The following is a 17,373-nucleotide window of genomic DNA, read 5'->3' as shown; positions in this document are numbered from 1 at the left end:
CCCCCTCCCCCCGTTACGGATACGCAATCAGTTGGCGGCGACGGGCTGGCCGATATCGGCCACCCGGTAGCCGGCGCTCTGCACCGTGTGCAGCAGCGGCCGATCGAACGGCTTGTCGATCACCTTGCGCAGGTTGTACAAGTGGCTGCGCAGTGTATCCGAGTCGGGCAGGCTGTTGCCCCAGATCTCGCGCTCGATCTCCTGGCGGCTGACCACCCGCGGCGACTCGCGCATCAGGATGGTCAGCAGCTTCAGGCCGATCGGCGAGAGCTGCAGCTCGGTGCCGCCCCGGGTCACCCGCATGCTCACCGGGTCCAGCACGAGGTCGGCCACGGTCAGCACTTCCGAACCCACCTGGCGGCGTTCGCGGCGGATCAGCGCGCGCAGGCGCGCCTCCAGCTCCTGGATCGCGAAGGGCTTGGTGAGATAGTCGTCGGCGCCGTGGCCGAGGCCGGTAAGCTTGTCGTCCAGGGTGTCGCGCGCGGTCAGCATCAGCACCGGGGTGGACTTGCGCGCGTCGCTGCGCAGGCGGCGGCAGACCTCGATGCCGTCCAGGCGCGGCAGCATCAGGTCCAGCACGACGGCGTCGTAGCTGTTCTCGGCGGCCAGGCGATAGCCGTCCAGGCCATCGGCAGCGTAGTCGACCTCGAAGCCGCGGCTCTCCAGGTACTCGCCGATCATCTCGGAGATGTTGCGGTTGTCCTCGACCACCAGCACCAGCCCGGAAGTTTCTTTGCCCTGCCGCATGACGCCCGCTCCGTGGTGTTTTCAGGTTTGTGAAACATGCCGGAGCCAGGGTGGATGGCGCGTGAAGGCCAAGAGGGGCGGGCCTCCAGACCGCCGGCGATGGCAGAGGATGCGGCCGCGCTCAACCGCAGGAGCCGGCTTCGGCCGGCGACAAGACCGGATGGCGGAACGGTCGTCGTGCAGGCATGGCGGGCACCGGTCGCACCGCGCCTACAGCAGCGGCTTGAGAGCCGGCCAGACGTTGTCGAGCAGGCGCGGCTGGGCCGCCTGGGTGGGGTGCAGGCCATCGGCCTGCATCAGGCCCGGCTGCAGGGCCACGCCTTCCAGGAAGAACGGCACCAGCGCCACGCCGTGGGCGGCGGACAGTTCCTCGTAGGTGCGGCGCAGCCGCTGGCGGTAGGCCGGGCCATAGTTGGGCGGCACGTCGATGCCCAGCAGCAGTACGCGCGCACCGGCGCCCTGGCCGAGTACGATCATCTTCTCCAGGTTGTCGCGCAACTGCGCCGGAGTGAGGCCGCGCAGTGCGTCGTTGCCGCCCAGTTCGATCACCAGCACCGAGGGCCGGTGCGCCCGCAGCAGCCCGGGCAGGCGGGTCAGGGCGCCGGCCGTGGTCTCGCCGCTGATGCTGGCGTTGACCACCGCGGGCGGCGAGGCGAGTTCGCGCCGCATGCGCCGCTGCAGGAGGCTGACCCAGCCCGAGCCTGCGGGTATGTTGTGCTCGGCGCTGAGGCTGTCGCCGACGACGAGTATCGCCTCGCCGGATGCCGCGCCGGCCGGGCCCTGGGCGCAGGCCAGCGCCGGGGCCAGCAGGCAGGCCGCCAGCAGCAGCCACGCCGGCACGAATACCCGTCGCCTGCCACCGGGGCGGCGCGCTCCCCCGCCGTCCGTGTCCATCCAAGCCATTCCGACCATCCGCATTCCGGAGCCTCCCATCGATACCTTGACCGCATCCGTTCCCAGCACCACCGCCACGCCGGCCATCGAGGTGCGAGGCGTCGGCAAGTCCGCCGCCGGGCCGGAAGGCGAAGTCCGGATTCTCGACGGCGTCGACTTGACCGTCGATGAAGGCGAGAGCGTGGCCATCGTGGGCGCGTCCGGCTCGGGCAAGACCACCCTGCTCGGGTTGCTGGCCGGGCTGGACCTGCCCTCGCGCGGCTCCATCACCCTGGCCGGGCAGCGCCTGGATGGCATGGACGAGGAACGCCGCGCGGCGCTGCGCGCGCGCGCGGTGGGCTTCGTGTTCCAGAGTTTCCACCTGCTGCCCTCGCTCACCGCCGAGGAGAACGTGGCCCTGCCGCTGGAGCTGGCCGGGCGCGAGGATGCCGCGCGCGTGCGCGAGGCGCTGGAGGCGGTGGGGCTGACGCAGCGGCGCAGGCACTACCCGCGGCAGTTGTCCGGCGGCGAGCAGCAGCGCGTGGCCCTGGCCCGCGCCTTCGTCGGCCAGCCGCGCATCCTGTTCGCCGACGAGCCCACCGGCAACCTGGACCAGGCCACCGGCCAGCACGTGAGCCAGTTGCTGTTCGATCTCAACCACCGCAGCGGGACCACCCTGGTGCTGGTGACCCACGACCTGGCGCTGGCCCGGCGCTGCCGGCACGTGTACCGCCTCGACGGCGGCCGCCTGCATCCGGTCGGCCCTGCCGGCGCCGATGCCGGGGATGCGGCATGAATCCGCTGCGTCACGCCGCGCGCTCGCTGCGCCGCGAATTCCTGGCCGGCGACCTGCTGACGGTATTCGCCGCGCTGGTGCTGGGCGTGGCCGTGATGACCGCGGTCGGCACCCTGGTCGACCGGGTGACGCTGGCCCTGGGCGCCAGCGCGGCCGAAGCGATCGGCGGCGACCTGGGCGTGCGCGGGCGCGAGGACCCGCCGGCAGCGTTCGCCGAGGAAGCCGGCCGCCGCGGCCTGCGCAGCGCGCGCATGGTCGGCTTCCCGAGCGTGCTGTTCCATGGCGACGCCAGCCAGATGGCCACGGTGAAAGGCGTGGACGCGGGCTATCCGCTGCGCGGGCAGTTGCGCGTGGCCCGCGACGCCAACGGCCTGGCCCCCGAGGCGGCGCGCGCACCGCCGCCGGGCCAGGCCTACGCCGACCCGCGCATCCTGGAAGCGCTGGGCGCGACGGTGGGCGAACGGATCGAGTTCGGCAGCGGCCACGTGCGCATCGCTCGGGTGCTGCTGGCCGAGCCGGACGCCTCGGGCGGGCTGATGGAGATGGCCCCGGCGCTGATCGTCAACCGTGCCGACATCGACGCTGCCGGCCTGCTCGGCCCCGGCAGCCGCGCCTCCTACCGGCTGATGTTCGCCGGCCCGGGCGACGCCATCGCCGATTTCCGCCAGTGGCTGCGGCCGCAACTGGACGGCGGCCTGCGCCTGGTGAGCATCGAGGACGCGCAGCAGGGCCTGCGCGCCGCCTTCGACCGCGCCGGGCGCTTCCTCGCCCTGGCCGCGCTGCTGGCGGTGCTGCTGGCCGGCGTGGCCACCGCGCTGGCGGCCAACCGCTTCGCCCTGGGCCGGATCGACACGGTGGCGGTGCTGCGCTGCCTGGGCGCGCGCCAGCGCGACATCCTCTCGGCGCTGGCATTGCAGTTGCTGCTGCTGGCCATCCCGGCGTGCGCGCTGGGGATAGGCATCGGCATGCTCACCCAGATGGCGCTGGTGGAGGCGCTGGGCAACCTGATCCCGGCGCGGCTGCCGCTGCCGCAGGCCGCACCGATGCTCAGCGGCGCCGGCATCGGCCTGCTGCTGTTGCTCGGCTTCGGCCTGCCGCCGCTGCTGCGCCTGCGCGGGGTGCCGCCGATGCGGGTGCTCAACCGCAGCTTCTCCGCGCTGCCGCCGGCCTCGCTGCTGGCCTACGCCGCGGCGCTGGCGGCCACCGTGGCGCTTGCCGTGTACGCCACCGGCGACCTGCCGCTGGCCGCCTGGGTGCTGGGCGGGCTGGGCGCGCTGGCGCTGCTGGCCGCCGCGGCCGGCACGGCGCTGCTGTGGGGATTGCGCCGAGTGCAGCGGCGCCTGCGCGGGCCGTGGAAGCTGGGCCTGGCCGCACTGACCCGGCGCCGCGGGCTGGCGGTGGTGCAACTGGTCGGCCTTTCGCTGTCGCTGTGCGCGCTGCTGCTGCTGGCGGTGATCGGCCCCGGCCTGCTCGGCCAGTGGCGCGACCGCCTGCCTGCGGACACGCCCAACCACTTCCTGCTCAACGTGCAGCGCGACCAGGCCGAGGCGGTGGACCGCACCCTGCGCGGCCTAGGCGTGGCCGAACCGGACCTGCAGCCGTTCGGCACCGGCCGCCTGCTGGCGATCAACGGCCGGCCGCCGCAGCACCGGCAGCGCGATACCGACGACGACGACGATGCCAACCGCCCGGTCAACTTCTCCTGGCGGCATACCTTTCCGCCGGCCAACGCGCTGACCGCCGGCCGCTTCTGGGAACCGGGCAGCGCCGCGGCCGAGGCCTCGGTCGAGGAGGGATGGGCGCAGCGCTACGGGCTGGCGCTGGGCGACACGGTGACCCTGCAACTGGGCGAGCAGGAGCGCAGCTTCACCGTCACCAGCCTGCGCAAGGCCGACTGGGATTCGTTCCGGGTCAACTTCTTCCTGCTGCTCAACGCCGGTGCGGTGGGCGATGCGCCGTACAACCTGATCTCCGCCTTCCACCTGCCCTCGGGCAGGACCGCGCTGCTGGCGCCGCTGGCGCGGGAGTTCCCCAACGTGTCGGTGCTGGAGATCGACGCGATCCTGCAGCGCGTGCGCGAAGTGATCGAGCGGGTGAGCCAGGCGGTGCAACTGGTGATGGGCTTCAGCCTGGCCGCCGGGGTGCTGGTGCTGTTGGCCGCGCTGCAGGCCACCGCCGGCGAGCGCCGCTACGACAGCGCGGTGCTGCGCACCCTGGGCGCGCGCCATGGCCAGCTTCGCGGCGCGGTGCTGGTGGAGTTCGGCGCCCTGGGCCTGCTGGCGGCCATCCTGGCGGTGGCGGCGGCGGCGATCATCGGCGTCGTGGTGTCGCGGCAGTTGTTCGAACTGGCCCTGGTCCCGCCCTGGCCGGCGCTGCTGGCCGGTGGCGCGGGAGGCGTCGCCCTGAGCGTGCTGGCCGGCTGGTCGGGCAGCCGCCGCATCCTGCGCACGCCACCCGCCCTGGCGTTGCGCGCTTTCCTGTAGCGGCTTGATCCCCATCCTTTCGGCAAAAACCGAAGGGATGGGAAATAGGATGCTTTCCGCTACCGTTCCAGGGTCGGCGCGGATGCCCCCGCGCGGGGGATGGCGGTCGCGCCAAGGGCGCTGCTACGGGGCGCGCGGATCGACCCGGCGGCCGTGGTGGCCCTGCCGTATGCTGCGCTCCCCTCCCCACGGCGCTGCGCCATGCCTGCCCTGTCCCTGTCCGGCCACCTGGCGCCGGTGCTGTTGCTGCTGGCCAGCAACGTGTTCATGACCTTCGCCTGGTACGGGCACCTGAAGCACAAGAGCGCGCCGCTGTTCATGGCGATCCTGGTCAGTTGGGGCATCGCCTTCTTCGAGTACGGGCTGATGGTGCCGGCCAACCGCATGGGCAGCGCGGTCTACTCGGTGGTCCAGCTCAAGACCATCCAGGAGATCGTCACCCTGGTGGTGTTCGCCGGCTTCTCGGCCTGGTACCTGGGCCAGCCGCTGAAGTGGAACCACTACGCCGCGTTCGTGCTGATCGCGGGCGCCGCGTTCCTCATGTTCCACGACGGCGGCGCCCCGGTGCGCTGACCGCGCCGCGCGCCTTCAGAAGCGGATGCGCCCGGTGAGGATGTCCTTGAACATCACCCAGTCGCCCATGAACGAGTAGAACGGGTGGCGGAAGGTCGCCGGCCGGTTCTTCTCGAAGAAGAAATGCCCCACCCAGGCGAAGCCGTAGCCGCACGCCAGGGCCGCCAGCAGCCACCAGGCGTTGCGCTGCAGGGCGGCCACCGCCAGCAATGCGAGCACGCCGCAACTGCCGATGAAGTGCAGCCGGCGCGAGGTGCGGTTGCGGTGTTCGTCCAGGTAGAACGGATAGAACTGGCGGAAACTGGCGAACCGGCGCATCGCACGCCTCCCGGTAGCACGACCGTCCCCACCATAGCAGCCGGCACCGGCGCGGGAAGTGGCGCGGTGCCCGATTCGCATCAGCCCTGGCGAGGGGCGAACATGATCACCGCCATCCCGGCCAGGCACAGCGCCGCGCCGAACAGGTCCCAGCGGCTCGGGCGCACCCCGTCCACGCCCCACAGCCAGAACAGGGCCACGGCGATGTACACCCCGCCATAGGCCGCATACACGCGGCCGGCGGCGGTGGGATGCAGGGTCAGCAGCCAGGCGAACAGCGCCAGGCTGGCCGCGGCCGGCAGCAGCAGCCAGGCGCCACCGCCGTCGCGCAGCCACGACCACACCAGCCAGCAGCCGGCGATCTCGGCCAGCGCGGTGACCAGGAACAGCAGGAAGGTGACCATCCGCTCAGTCCGCCTGGCCGCGTTCCAGGCGCTTGGCGCGCTCCCAGTACGCATCCTGGCGCGGCAGGTCCAGCGACGGCAACGGCGTGCCATCGGCCTCGGCCAGCCGCTCCATGGCCCGGAAGCGCCGCTCGAACTTCAGGTTGGCCTGGCGCAGCGCCGCGCCCACGTCCACCTTGGCGTGGCGGGCGAGGTTGGCGCACACGAACAGCAGGTCGCCGATCTCGTCCTGCAGGCGCGCGTGGTTGTCGGCCACCTCGCCGCGGGCGAACTCGGCGCGCACCTCTTCCAGTTCCTCCTGCAGCTTGGCCAGCACCGGCTCCGGCCCCGGCCAGTCGAAGCCGGCGCGCGCCGCGCGCGACTGCAGCTTCGTCGCGCGCTGCCATTCCGGCAGGCCGCGGGCCACGCCGGCCAGCGCCGAGCGGTCCGCGTCGCCGGCGGCGGCGCGCTCGGCGCGCTTGATCGCCTCCCAGGCCACGGTCTGCTCCTGCGCATCGGCGAAGCGGGCATCGCCGAACACGTGTGGATGCCGGCGCACCATCTTCGCGCCGATGGCCGCGGCCACCTCGTCGAAGCCGAACGCACCGCGCTCCTGCGCCATCTGCGCATGGAACACCACCTGCAGCAGCAGGTCGCCCAGTTCGTCCTTCAGCGCATCCAGGTCGTTGCGGTCGATCGCGTCGGCGACCTCGTAGGCTTCCTCGATGGTGTACGGCGCGATGGTGGAGAAGTCCTGCTCCAGGTCCCACGGGCAGCCGCCCTGCGGGTCGCGCAGGCGGGCCATGATCCGGAGCAACTGGTCGATCGGTCGAAGCGGTTCATCCATGCGCGAGACTCTAGCGTGGCGCGGCGGCGATGGCGATGGCCGCGCGCCCGGCCGACGCCGGTTACGGCCATGTTCCTACCGCAAGGCACGGCCTCTTCCTCCTCCCGCCATCGCCGCCCGCGGGCGACCGGCGATCCCGAACGGTATCCTTTACCGCATGCAGGAACGACTCCACGACGCCGCCGGACACGGCATCGCCGCCCACGCCCCCCCTCCCGACGCCACCGCGCTGCTGCGCCGGGTGTTCGGCTACGACGCCTTCCGCGGCCAGCAGCAGGCCATCGTCGAGCACGTCGCCGGCGGCCACGACGCCCTGGTGCTGATGCCCACCGGCGGCGGCAAGTCGCTGTGCTACCAGATTCCCTCGCTGCTGCGCGCCGGCACCGGCCTGGTGGTCTCGCCGCTGATCGCACTGATGCAGGACCAGGTCGAGGCCCTGCGCCAGCTCGGCGTGCGCGCGGCCTACCTCAACTCCACCCTGGACGCCGCCGAGGCGCGCCAGGTCGAGCGCGACCTGCTCGACGGCAGCCTCGACCTGCTCTACGTCGCCCCCGAGCGCCTGCTCACCCCGCGCTTCCTCGACCTGCTGGAACGCAGCCCGATCGCCCTGTTCGCGATCGACGAGGCCCACTGCGTCTCCCAGTGGGGCCACGACTTCCGCCCCGAGTACCGCGAGCTGGCCGTACTCCATGAGCGCTGGCCGCAGGTGCCGCGCATCGCCCTCACCGCCACCGCCGATCCGCCCACCCGCCGCGAGATCGCCGAGCGCCTGGCGCTGGAGGACGCGCAGTGCTTCCTCAGTTCCTTCGACCGGCCCAACATCCGTTACTCGGTGGCGCACAAGGACAACCCGCGCCGGCAACTGCTCGACTTCCTGGCCGGGCACGCCGGCGAGTCGGGCATCGTCTATTGCCTGTCGCGGCGCAAGGTGGAGGAAACGGCGCAGTTCCTCGCCGGCCGCGGCATCTCCGCCCTGCCCTACCACGCCGGCCTGCCGGCGCAGGTGCGTGCGCAGAACCAGCGCCGCTTCCTGCGCGAGGACGGCATCGTGATGTGCGCGACCATCGCCTTCGGCATGGGCATCGACAAGCCCGACGTGCGCTTCGTCGCGCACATGGACCTGCCCAAGTCGATCGAGGGCTACTACCAGGAGACCGGCCGCGCCGGCCGCGACGGCGAGCCGGCCGAGGCCTGGATGGGCTACGGCCTGGGCGACGTGGTGCTGCTGCGGCAGATGATCGAGCAAGGCGAGGCCGGCGAGGAGCGCAAGCGGCTGGAGCGGCGCAAGCTGGACCAGTTGCTGGGCTACTGCGAATCGGCGCAGTGCCGGCGCCAGGCGCTGCTGGCGGCGTTCGGCGAGACCTACGCACCGGCCACGGACGGCGCCGGGAGCATCTGCGGCAACTGTGACAACTGCCTGCAGCCGGTGCGTACCTGGGACGCCACCGAGGCCGCGCGCAAGGCGCTGAGCTGCGTGTACCGCACCGGCCAGCGCTTCGGCGCCGCGCACCTGATCGACGTGCTGCGCGGCGCCGACACCGAGAAGGTGCGCCAGTTCCGCCACCACGAGCTGTCCACCTACGGCATCGGCGGCGAGCTGGACGCCGGCGCCTGGCGCAGCGTGTTCCGGCAACTGGTCGTGGCCGGATTGCTGGAAGTGGATGCCGAAGGCCATGGCGGCCTGCGCCTGGGCGCGGCCGCCAGGCCGGTACTGCGCGGCGAACAGGCGGTGCACCTGCGCGAGGAACCGGCGCGCACACCTGGCCGCGGCGGCGGCGAGCGCCGCAGCGAGAGCACCCTGCACGTGGACGCCGGCGACCGTCCGCTGTTCGACGCCCTGCGCGCCTGGCGCGGCCAGTTGGCGCGCGAGCAGAACGTGCCGGCCTACGTGATCTTCCACGACCGCACCCTGCGCGACATCGCCCAGTTGCGTCCCGCCTCCCTGAGCGAGCTGACCCGGGTGGGCGGCATCGGCGGCAGCAAGCTGGGCCGCTACGGCGAGGCGGTGCTGGAGATCGTGCGCGAGCAAGGCTGACGCGCAGGCCGCCGGCGCGTAGGCGCCGGTTTCAGCCGGCGACGCAGGACGCCCCCGTACATAACGGGCACCGCCATCGCCCGCCTGCCCGGCTACGGCACGGCACCGGCATGGAGGCGGGCCAGCAACGCCTCGGCGCCGGCTGCCGGCTCGCGCAGCAGCGCACGGCGCACGGCACCCTCCTCGGCCGGCGACAGCTCGGCCATCGCCCGGACCTCGCCGGCCACCAGCGAAGCCAGCGGCATGCCGTCGCGGTAAAGCACCCGTGCGCCGGCGATGCGCGGCACCTTGTCGCCGACGATCACCGTGCCGGACAGGTTCAACGGATCCAGCGCGCTGACGCAGACCAGGCTGCCGTCCATCGGCTTCTGCCGGGCCTTGCGCAAGAGGCCGATGGCCTCCGGCAGGGCGAACTGCTCGCCGGACAGGCCATCGATGAACCGCCCGCCGCGCACCTCGCCGCGCGCTTCCAGCCGGCGGTAGACGCGCAGCAGTTCGCGCCAGGGCGGCAACCAGGCCGCCTCGCGCTCCAGTACCCGCCAGCAGACCACGCCATAGCGACGCAGCAGGACCCGGGCGACGTGCTCCACCGCCTCCGGATCCGGCTTGTGCGCCCGGGCGGGGCGCATGGCCGCTGCGGCGCGGCGCGGGGAGGAAGCGGCCACGGCCCGGGCCGGAGCGCCGGCCTGCGCGCTTGCGCCAACGTCGGCCACGCCCTGGATAGCATCGCCCGCATCCCCGGTGTCACCGACGGGGGACGGCGGCGTCCGTCGCACCAGCGTCCAGCGCCCGGCATCCTCGATCCCGAACAGCGCGGCGCGGCGGCGGCCCTGGCCCGGGCTCGGCCGCTTCGACGCCGGCACCAGCAGCGCGCGAAGGCCGGCGAAGCTGTCGCAATGCACCCGGCCGCGGGCGACCAGTTCGGCCAGCGCATCCTCCAGTTCGGTTCGCAGCAGGCGCGTGCCGGCGATCATCTCGTCGAAGAACGAGGCGCCGTGCGCGGCGAGGAAATCGGCCAGCTTCTGCGCGCGCGAGGACAGCGCCGCGCCGTCGGCCTGCGGCGGCGCCAGCGCGGTCCAGTGCGGCGCGCTGCGACGCGGCAGCAGCAGTACCGGCGTGCCGCGCAGCGAGGTCCCGGCGCGCGCCGCGCCGGGCTCGGCCTCGGAGGCGCGCAGCCGCGTCCATAGCGTCCGCCCCGCGGTGCACAGGTCGTCCAGCCAGCCGATGGAGTAGTCGCGCACGCGCGCCGGCAGCAACTCCCCTTCCCAGGCCGCGGCCGGCGCCTCGTAACCTTCCAGTTGGGCCAGCACGCCGGCCAGCGCTTCCGGCCCGCTCACCCGCGCGTCCTCCGCGGTGCGCTGCCAGTCGAACAGGAAGCGCATGAAGTCGCGCGGCGCCACCGGCTCGATCTCGCGGCGCAGGCGCTTGAGGGTGTAGCGGTGAATGCGCGCCAGCAGGTGGCGTTCGCACCATTCCGGGTCGCCGCCGGCGGCGTCCGGCGAGAACCTGCCCTGCATCGCATAGCCCTGCGACTGCAGCGCGAGCAGGGCCATGTCCGCCGCCAGCGGCGCGATGCCCAGGCCGTCGGCCAGCGCAGCGGCGGTCACCGGCCCCAGGCCGGTCAGGCGCGAGCGCAGCAGCGCGGTCGCCGCGGCCTCGGCGCTCCATTGGACCGCCGCGAATTCCTCCGGCACCGCGACGCCCGGCTGCAGCAGCGCGGACGGATGCAGCGCCAGCATCTGCGGCAGGCGTTCGGCAGCCACCCACCCCTGGCGGCCGGCGGCGCTCACGCGGGTGGCGCGGGCGTCGCGCGCAAGCCGCTGCAGCAACGGTTCCCAGGCGGGGTCGCGCGCGGCCTCGGCGGCGGTGACGAAGCCCAGCCCGGTCAGCGCCTCGTGCATCTCGTCGGCGTTGCGCGGCCGCGGCCAGGCCTCTTCGCGCACGCGCCGCACCGCCTCGCCGTCCAGCCGGCCCAGGTCGGTGGCCGACTGCGGGTCGGCATAGCGGCGGGTCTGCACCGCCTGGGTGCGGCGCTCCTCCAGCGGCGCATCGTCGAGGAAGGCATAGGGCCGCGCGTTGAGCGCCTCGGCCGCCAGCGGCGAGGGCGCGGTGAGATCGCGGGCGAGCACCTGGATGGCGCCCGATTCCAGCCCGCGCAGCACCTCCAGCCAGCCCTCGGCGTCCATCGCCTCGTGCAGGCAATCGTCCAGGGTCTGCGCGACCAGTGGGTGGTCGGGCACCTGGCGCTCGCCGACGATGTTCTCCAGGCAGGCGACCTGGTCCGGGAACACGGTGGCCAGCAAATCCTCGGACTTCATCCGCTGCAGTTGCGGCGGCACCTTCTTGCCGCCGACGAAGCGCGGCAGCGCCAGCGCGGTGGTCGCGTTCCAGCGCCAGCGCACCGGGAACAGCGGTGCATCCAGCAGCGCCTGCACCAGCACGTCCTGCGCGGACGAGGAATGCAGGTACCTGGACACCTCGATCAGCGGGAAGCTGTGGCTGGTGGACAGCGACAGCACGATCGCGTCCTCGGTGGCCGCGGCCTGCAGCTCGAAGTTGAACTGGCGGCAGAAGCGCTTGCGCAGGGCCAGGCCCCAGGCGCGGTTGAGCCGGCTGCCGTAGGGGCTGTGGATCAGCAAGTGGGTGGAGCCGGTCTCGTCGAAGAAGCGCTCCAGCACGATGCGCCGCTGGGTCGGCATCGCGCCCAGGACAATGACGGTGGCGCCCAGGTAGTCGACCAGTTGCCGGGCGGCGGGGGCGTCCAGGCCGACCGCCTCGTGCAGCCATTCCATCGCGCCTTCGGTGCCGGCCAGGCGCAGCGGCGCATCGCCATCGGGAGGAAGGCCGGCCGGCACCAGGCCGTCGTCGTCCGGAAGCGGGGCCGCCTGCCGCGCGCTTCCATCGTCATCGTCCCGCGCATCGCTCCGCCCACCCGGCACGGACGACAGAACCTCGGATTCCGATGCGGCGACGCCCGCCGCGGCTTCCTGCCTGTCGTCCAGGGCAGAGGGTTGCGCGGCCCGCTCCACCGGCGCCACCCGCAGCCCGTCCATCCGCGAGGCCAGTTCCTGGCGCAGCCGCGACACGCCGAAAGACAGCTCGTCGCTGCGGCCCGGCGCCTCGCCCAGCCAGAACGGGATGCTCGGCGGCATCCCCTGCGCGTCCTCCACCCGTACCCGGCCCGGCTCCACCCGCAGGATTCGGTAGCTGGCGTTGCCCAACTGGAAGATGTCGCCGGCCATGCTCTCCACGGCGAAATCCTCGTTGACGCTGCCGATGAAGGTCGACTGCGGCTCCAGCACCACCGCGTAGTCGCCGGTCTCGGGGATGGTGCCGCCGGACATGGTGGCCACCATGCGCGCGCCCTGGCGCCCGCGTAGGCGCCGGTTCACGGCATCGCGGTGCAGCCAGCCGGCGCGCGGCCCGCGACGGTCGCTGAAGCCGTCGGCCAGCATCTTGACCACGTCGTCGAACCGGCCGCGCTCCAGCTTGGCGTACGGCCAGGCGCGGCGCAGCCAGTCGTACAGTGCGTCCTCGTCCCATTCGGTCGCCGCGACCTCGGCCACGATCTGCTGGGCCAGCACGTCCAGCGGCGCCGGCAGGATTCGCAGCGCATCCAGCTCGCCGCGGCGCACGCAGTCCAACAGCGCGGCGCACTCGACCAGCTCGTCGCGGGTCTGCGGGAACAGCCGCGCCTTGGGCACGCCGCCGACATGGTGGCCCGAGCGCCCGGCACGCTGCAGGAAGGCGGCGATGGAGCGCGGCGAACCGAGCTGGCAGACCAGGTCGACGTCGCCGATGTCCAGGCCCAGCTCCAGCGAGGCGGTGGCCACCAGCGCCTGCAACTGGCCGCGCTTGAGCTTCTGCTCGGCCTCCAGCCGCAGCTCCTTGGACAGGCTGCCGTGATGGGTAGCCACCTGTTCGCGGCCGAGCAGTTCGCCCAGGTGGAAGGCGGCACGCTCGGCCATGCGCCGGGTGTTGACGAACACCAGCGTGGTCCGGTGCGCGCGCACCAGCTCGGCCAGCCGCGCGTAGACCTGCTCCCACTGGTCGTTGGACATCACCGCCGACAGCGGCGTGGGCGGCAGTTCCAGGGCCAGGTCGCGCCGCTTGGCGTAGCCGATGTCGACGATGGCGCAGTCGGGTACCTCTTGGGTGGCGGTGCCGCCGAGTACCGCATCGCTTCCCGCCAGCGGGTCGTTTCCCGGCCAGCCGGGCAGGTCCATGCGCGTGGGATAGACGTTGGCGGCGCCGACCAGGAAGCGCGCCACCTCTTCCACCGGCTTCTGCGTGGCCGACAGGCCGATGCGCACCAGCGGCCGCCCGCACAGCGCCTCCAGCCGCTCCAGCGACAGCGCCAGGTGGCTGCCGCGCTTGTCGTCGGCCAGGGCGTGGATCTCGTCGACGATCACGCTGCGCACGCCGCTCAGCATGGTCCGGCCCGAGGCCGAGCCGAGCAGCACGTACAGCGACTCGGGCGTGGTGACCAGGATGTGCGGCGGCTTCTTGCGCACCTGCGCGCGCTCGGACTGCGGCGTGTCGCCGGTGCGCACCGCGGCGCGGATATCCACCTCCGGCAGGTCCAGTCCGGCCAGCGCGGCGCGGATGCCGGCCAACGGCGCCTCCAGGTTCAACGCAATGTCGTTGGACAGCGCCTTCAGCGGAGACACGTACACGACGCTGGTGCGGTCGGGCAGCTCGCCGCCATTGGCCAGCCCCTCGCGCACCAGCGCGTCGATCGCCGCCAGGAACGCGGTCAGGGTCTTGCCCGAACCGGTCGGCGCGGCCACCAGCGTGTTGCGCCCGGCCATGATCGCCGGCCACGCCGCGGCCTGGGCCGCGGTGGGCGCGGGAAAGGCGCCACCGAACCAGCGGGCGACGGCGGGATGGAAGGCATGGATGGGCATCGGCATGACCAGCATGGAAAGCCGCAGCCTGGGTCCGGGCGGTCGCAACGGCCGAGACACGCGGGTGCTGCGGAGGGAACCAGGCATTCGTGGCGGGAGTGGGCGAATATGCGCCCGCACCGGGGCCGCCTCAACCGGATGGCCCGCCATCGGGGCAACCTGTTCAGGGATGTCGTGCGGCGGTAGCCGGGCCGTCGGGCGGAGAAGCCCGCCCGGGACGTGTCGCATGCCCCGAAGCATCCTAGCCCAGGAGGCTTGCGGACCCGCCTTTGCGGATGCGGCTTGGCGACGGGCACGAGCCTTCGCGCATGCTGGTGGGCCGTGCTGGATTCGAACCAGCGACCAGCGGATTAAAAGTCCGATGCTCTACCGACTGAGCTAACGGCCCACGGGTGCCGGCGCTCGGCCGGTCGGGCATTTTAACTGATCGTGTCGCGGCTGCGGCCGAGAAAGCCGGCCGGCGCGGTATCCGTTCTCCCACACCGGTCCCTTCAACCGCGCGATTCGGCTTCGTTCCTGCGGGAGCCGACTTCAGTCGGCGACGGGGTCGTGCCACCCGCCATGGCCGGCGTCCCGGCACGGCGGTCGCCGCCGTACCCGGCTCTGCCACGGCGGCGGGATGATCGGTTACGCGTAGCGCGTGGGATCGGCCACGCCGGCGGCGGCGAAGCCGGCGGCGCGCAGCCGGCACGCGTCGCAGCGGCCGCAGGCGCGGCCCTGCGCGTCGGCGCGATAGCAGGAAACGGTCTGGCCGAAGTCCACGCCCAGGCGCAGGCCCTCGCGCACGATCTCGTCCTTGCCCATGCGCATCAGCGGCGCATGCACGCGGATGCCCGCGCCCTCCACGCCGGCCTTCGTGGCCAGGTTCGCCAACCGCTCGAAGGCCTCGACGAACGCGGGGCGGCAATCCGGATAACCGGAATAATCCACCGCGTTGACGCCGCAGAAGATGTCGGCCGCGCCCAGCACCTCGGCCCAGCCCAGGGCGAGGGACAGCATGATGGTGTTGCGTGCCGGCACGTAGGTCACCGGGATGCCGGCCTCTTCCGGCGCATCGCCGGCATGAACGGGTACCTCGATGTCGTCGGTCAGGGCCGAGCCACCGATGCTGCGCAGGTCCACGTCCACGGTCTTGTGCGATGCCGCGCCCAGCGTGCGGGCGACGCGGTCGGCCGCATCCAGCTCGGAGGTGTGGCGCTGGCCGTAGCGCACGCTCAATGCGTGCACGGCATAGCCGCTTTCGCGGGCGAGGGCCAGGACCACGGCCGAGTCCATGCCTCCGGATACGAGGGCGACGGCGTTCTTCATGCGGGGCATTGCGGTGCGGGGCAGGCCATTGTAGGTCCTGGCGCTTGCCGGCGCCTCGGCGGCATCGGCGGCGGACCATGAGGATAACGACCGTTCCCGTTACGCGGTCGCCGGCTACGCCCGGCCCCTACCGCCGTCCAGTTCGACGGCTTCCTGCAGGAGCCGGCTTCGGCCGGCGACAGGATCGGCGAGACCGCCGCAATGCACCTGCACGCTCAGCGACCCGGCTCGTCGTTCCAGAGGATCTTGTGCAACTGCATCTGGAAGCGCACCGGCAGGCGGTCGGCGACGATCCAGTCGGCCAGCTCGCGCGGATCCAGTTCGCTCTTGCTGGGCGAGAACAGCACGTCGCAGCGCGCGGCCAGGCCATGCTCGGCCACCATGTCGCGGGCCCATTCGTAGTCGCCGCGGCCGCACAGCACGAACTTGACCTGGTCGCGCGCGGTCAGCAGCGGCAGGTTCTCCAGCCGGTTGCGGGCCACTTCGGCCGAGCCCGGCGTCTTCAGGTCCACCACCCGCGACACGCGCGGGTCCACCCCGGCGATATCCAGCGCGCCGGACGTTTCCAGGGAGACGTCGTGGCCGGCATCGCACAGGCGCCGCAACAGCTCCAGGCAGCGCTTCTGCGCCAGCGGCTCGCCGCCGGTGACGCAGACGTGACGGACGCCGTAGCGGGCCACCTCGGCCAGGATGTCCTCGATCTCCCACCACTGCCCGCCGTGGAAGGCGTAGGCGGTGTCGCAATACTGGCAACGCAGGGGGCAGCCGGTCAGGCGCACGAACACCGTGGGCCAGCCGGCGGTGGCGGCCTCGCCCTGCAGCGAGAGGAAGATTTCGGTCAGCCGCAGGCGGTTCTGCGGCGCGGGAACGTCCATGGGGAAATCGTACCTTGCGGAGCGGGAGCGCATTGCGCCCCCGGAGATTGCGGTCGTGCTTGGGAGCGCCCTGGGGCGCGATGGGGCCTATCGGTGCCGCGCGGAGGGTATCGCGGTCAAGGCCGCCCTGCGAAAGGCCGCGAAGTCGTCGCCGCAGCCGCTCCCTTGCGCGATGGCGCCCGCCGGTACCGCGTACAGAGAGGCATTGCGACCCAACCGCTGCCGCGACGAACCGTCATGCGGCGCTTCCGCGCGAACGACTCCGTGCCCAGGGGGCGCTCCTGGGGGAAGGCGGGTTGGAGCGCGGGACCGCCTGCCGGCGCGGCAAGGCCGGTCAGCGCAACTGGCCCAACTGGATCGATTGCAGCCGGTCGGCCGCGATGCGGGCGGCGTCGGTGCCGGGGAAACGCCCGACGACCTCCTCCAGGGTGCCCTCGGCCTGGCGTACCTGGCCGTCGCCGTACTGGGCCAGGCCCAGCTTGAGCAGCGCGCCGGGCGCCTTGTCGTGGGTCGGGTAGCGGCCGATCAGCGATTCGAACTGCTGCCCGGCCAGCCGGTAGTTGCCGGTGACGTAGTAGCTCTCGCCCAGCCAGTACAGCGCGTTGGGCGCGTAGATGCCGGCCGGATGCGTGTCCAGGAAGGCCTGGAACAGTTGCGCGGATTCGTCGTAGCGGCCGTCCTTGAGCGCATCGAACGCGGCGTTGTAGGCGGCGCGCTCGTCCTCCGAGCGGGCCAGCGAGCCGGGGTCGCCATGCACGCGCGGCGCATCGGCGGCGGCCGGCGGCGATGCCGTGTCCGGGGCGGGCTGCGATGCCGAGGGCGCACCCGCGGCGGGCGCTTCCGGCGGAGCCGGCAGGTTGCCGCCTTCGAGGCGGTTCAGGCGTCCATCCAGGTCCAGGTACTGGTCGCGGCTGCGCTGCTGCAGTTGCTGGTTCTCGTGCTGCAGGCGCTCGACCGTGTCGCGCAGCGACTGCACCTCGTTGCGCAACTGGGCCAGTTGCTGGAGCAGGTCCTGGTTGGCCTGGGTGTTGTTGGCCTGGGCCTCGAGCCGGCCGACCCGGTCGGCCAGGCTGAGTTTTTGCGCATGCGCGGGCGTGGGGGGCCCCCGGGCCCCCCCCCCCCCCGTACTAGCGAGGGGCCGGCGCCGGACCCGGGCGCCGCGCGGGGGGGGGCCGACAGCCCCCCCCCGGGGCGGCGCCCCCCCGGAGGCGCCCCCCCCCGGGTGCAG

At 72.8% G+C, this 17,373-nt stretch carries 12 protein-coding genes, 1 tRNA gene and 2 pseudogenes; 4 read left to right on the top strand and 11 right to left on the bottom strand.

All coding sequences use genetic code 11. The annotated features are described in order from the left end of the window. Positions 1-27 precede the first annotated feature (27 nt). Together HNR76_RS14590 and HNR76_RS14585 are read right to left on the bottom strand one after the other, a co-directional pair. The gene (locus HNR76_RS14590; RefSeq protein WP_162312037.1) at positions 28-747 is read right to left on the bottom strand and encodes a response regulator transcription factor; all 720 of its coding nucleotides are present in this window, start codon (positions 745-747) and stop codon (positions 28-30) included. Between the two features lie 210 nt (positions 748-957). Then, complete coding sequence (locus HNR76_RS14585; protein ID WP_162312036.1) at positions 958-1,641, bottom strand: arylesterase; 684 nt, start codon at positions 1,639-1,641, stop codon at positions 958-960. A gap of 46 nt (positions 1,642-1,687) precedes the next feature. On the opposite strand from HNR76_RS14585, the gene HNR76_RS14580 reads away from it, so the two are divergent. The 3 genes from HNR76_RS14580 (at position 1,688) to HNR76_RS14570 (ending at position 5,472) form a co-directional block, all read left to right on the top strand. After that, the gene (locus HNR76_RS14580; RefSeq protein WP_221301511.1) at positions 1,688-2,416 is read left to right on the top strand and encodes an ABC transporter ATP-binding protein; all 729 of its coding nucleotides are present in this window, start codon (positions 1,688-1,690) and stop codon (positions 2,414-2,416) included. After that, positions 2,413-4,899 (top strand): ABC transporter permease, encoded by a 2,487-nt coding sequence (locus HNR76_RS14575; RefSeq protein WP_162312035.1) that lies wholly within the window; start codon positions 2,413-2,415, stop codon positions 4,897-4,899. The genes HNR76_RS14580 and HNR76_RS14575 overlap by 4 nt, the downstream gene beginning before the upstream one ends. A 201-nt stretch (positions 4,900-5,100) precedes the next feature. Next, positions 5,101-5,472, top strand: coding sequence for a DMT family protein (locus HNR76_RS14570; RefSeq protein ID WP_162312034.1), 372 nt, complete (start codon positions 5,101-5,103; stop codon positions 5,470-5,472). A 15-nt stretch (positions 5,473-5,487) separates the two neighbouring features. Here HNR76_RS14570 and HNR76_RS14565 read toward each other — a convergent pair whose 3' ends face one another. The 3 genes from HNR76_RS14565 to mazG all read right to left on the bottom strand — a co-directional run bounded on the left by HNR76_RS14565 (position 5,488) and on the right by mazG (position 7,020). Further along, complete coding sequence (locus HNR76_RS14565) at positions 5,488-5,790, bottom strand: Mpo1-like protein (RefSeq protein WP_162312033.1); 303 nt, start codon at positions 5,788-5,790, stop codon at positions 5,488-5,490. An 80-nt stretch (positions 5,791-5,870) separates the two neighbouring features. Beyond that, on the bottom strand, positions 5,871-6,194 hold the full coding sequence (locus HNR76_RS14560; RefSeq protein ID WP_162312032.1) for a YnfA family protein: 324 nt from the start codon (positions 6,192-6,194) through the stop codon (positions 5,871-5,873). Between the two features lie 4 nt (positions 6,195-6,198). After that, complete coding sequence (mazG, locus tag HNR76_RS14555; RefSeq protein ID WP_162312031.1) at positions 6,199-7,020, bottom strand: nucleoside triphosphate pyrophosphohydrolase; 822 nt, start codon at positions 7,018-7,020, stop codon at positions 6,199-6,201. Between the two features lie 157 nt (positions 7,021-7,177). On the opposite strand from mazG, the gene recQ reads away from it, so the two are divergent. Then, entirely contained in the window at positions 7,178-9,055 is a 1,878-nt protein-coding gene (gene recQ / locus HNR76_RS14550) for a DNA helicase RecQ (protein ID WP_162312030.1), read from the top strand. A 92-nt stretch (positions 9,056-9,147) separates the two neighbouring features. Here recQ and HNR76_RS15510 read toward each other — a convergent pair. The 6 genes and pseudogenes from HNR76_RS15510 to ybgF form a co-directional block, all read right to left on the bottom strand. Further along, positions 9,148-13,167 (bottom strand): annotated as a pseudogene (locus HNR76_RS15510) (Lhr family helicase); the annotation flags it as partial. Between the two features lie 222 nt (positions 13,168-13,389). After that, positions 13,390-13,866 (bottom strand): annotated as a pseudogene (locus HNR76_RS15795) (DEAD/DEAH box helicase); the annotation flags it as partial. Positions 13,867-14,274: 408 nt separating this feature from the next. After that, positions 14,275-14,350 (bottom strand) — tRNA-Lys (locus tag HNR76_RS14540). Positions 14,351-14,589: 239 nt separating this feature from the next. Then, entirely contained in the window at positions 14,590-15,270 is a 681-nt protein-coding gene (gene queC / locus HNR76_RS14535) for a 7-cyano-7-deazaguanine synthase QueC (protein WP_162312029.1), read from the bottom strand. A 215-nt stretch (positions 15,271-15,485) separates the two neighbouring features. Then, positions 15,486-16,145, bottom strand: a complete 660-nt coding sequence (gene queE, locus HNR76_RS14530) for a 7-carboxy-7-deazaguanine synthase QueE (protein WP_162312028.1) — start codon at positions 16,143-16,145, stop codon at positions 15,486-15,488. 334 nt (positions 16,146-16,479) lie between these two features. Next, complete coding sequence (gene ybgF / locus HNR76_RS14525) at positions 16,480-17,214, bottom strand: tol-pal system protein YbgF (protein ID WP_246429177.1); 735 nt, start codon at positions 17,212-17,214, stop codon at positions 16,480-16,482. Positions 17,215-17,373: the final 159 nt, after the last annotated feature.

This window comes from Pseudoxanthomonas broegbernensis (assembly GCF_014202435.1).
GTDB lineage: Bacteria > Pseudomonadota > Gammaproteobacteria > Xanthomonadales > Xanthomonadaceae > Pseudoxanthomonas > Pseudoxanthomonas broegbernensis.
This window is presented reverse-complemented; position numbering and strand designations above follow the sequence as displayed.

Bases quoted from the DNA above. Each gene is read 5' to 3' on its own strand.
- HNR76_RS14560 (WP_162312032.1), bottom strand. From the start codon at position 6,194: ATGGTCACCTTCCTGCTGTTCCTGGTCACCGCGCTGGCCGAGATCGCC.
- mazG (WP_162312031.1), bottom strand. From the start codon at position 7,020: ATGGATGAACCGCTTCGACCGATCGACCAGTTGCTCCGGATCATGGCC.
- HNR76_RS14585 (WP_162312036.1), bottom strand. From the start codon at position 1,641: ATGGACACGGACGGCGGGGGAGCGCGCCGCCCCGGTGGCAGGCGACGG.
- HNR76_RS14570 (WP_162312034.1), top strand. From the start codon at position 5,101: ATGCCTGCCCTGTCCCTGTCCGGCCACCTGGCGCCGGTGCTGTTGCTG.
- recQ (WP_162312030.1), top strand. From the start codon at position 7,178: ATGCAGGAACGACTCCACGACGCCGCCGGACACGGCATCGCCGCCCAC.
- HNR76_RS14575 (WP_162312035.1), top strand. From the start codon at position 2,413: ATGAATCCGCTGCGTCACGCCGCGCGCTCGCTGCGCCGCGAATTCCTG.
- HNR76_RS14590 (WP_162312037.1), bottom strand. From the start codon at position 747: ATGCGGCAGGGCAAAGAAACTTCCGGGCTGGTGCTGGTGGTCGAGGAC.
- HNR76_RS14565 (WP_162312033.1), bottom strand. From the start codon at position 5,790: ATGCGCCGGTTCGCCAGTTTCCGCCAGTTCTATCCGTTCTACCTGGAC.
- queE (WP_162312028.1), bottom strand. From the start codon at position 16,145: ATGGACGTTCCCGCGCCGCAGAACCGCCTGCGGCTGACCGAAATCTTC.
- queC (WP_162312029.1), bottom strand. From the start codon at position 15,270: ATGAAGAACGCCGTCGCCCTCGTATCCGGAGGCATGGACTCGGCCGTG.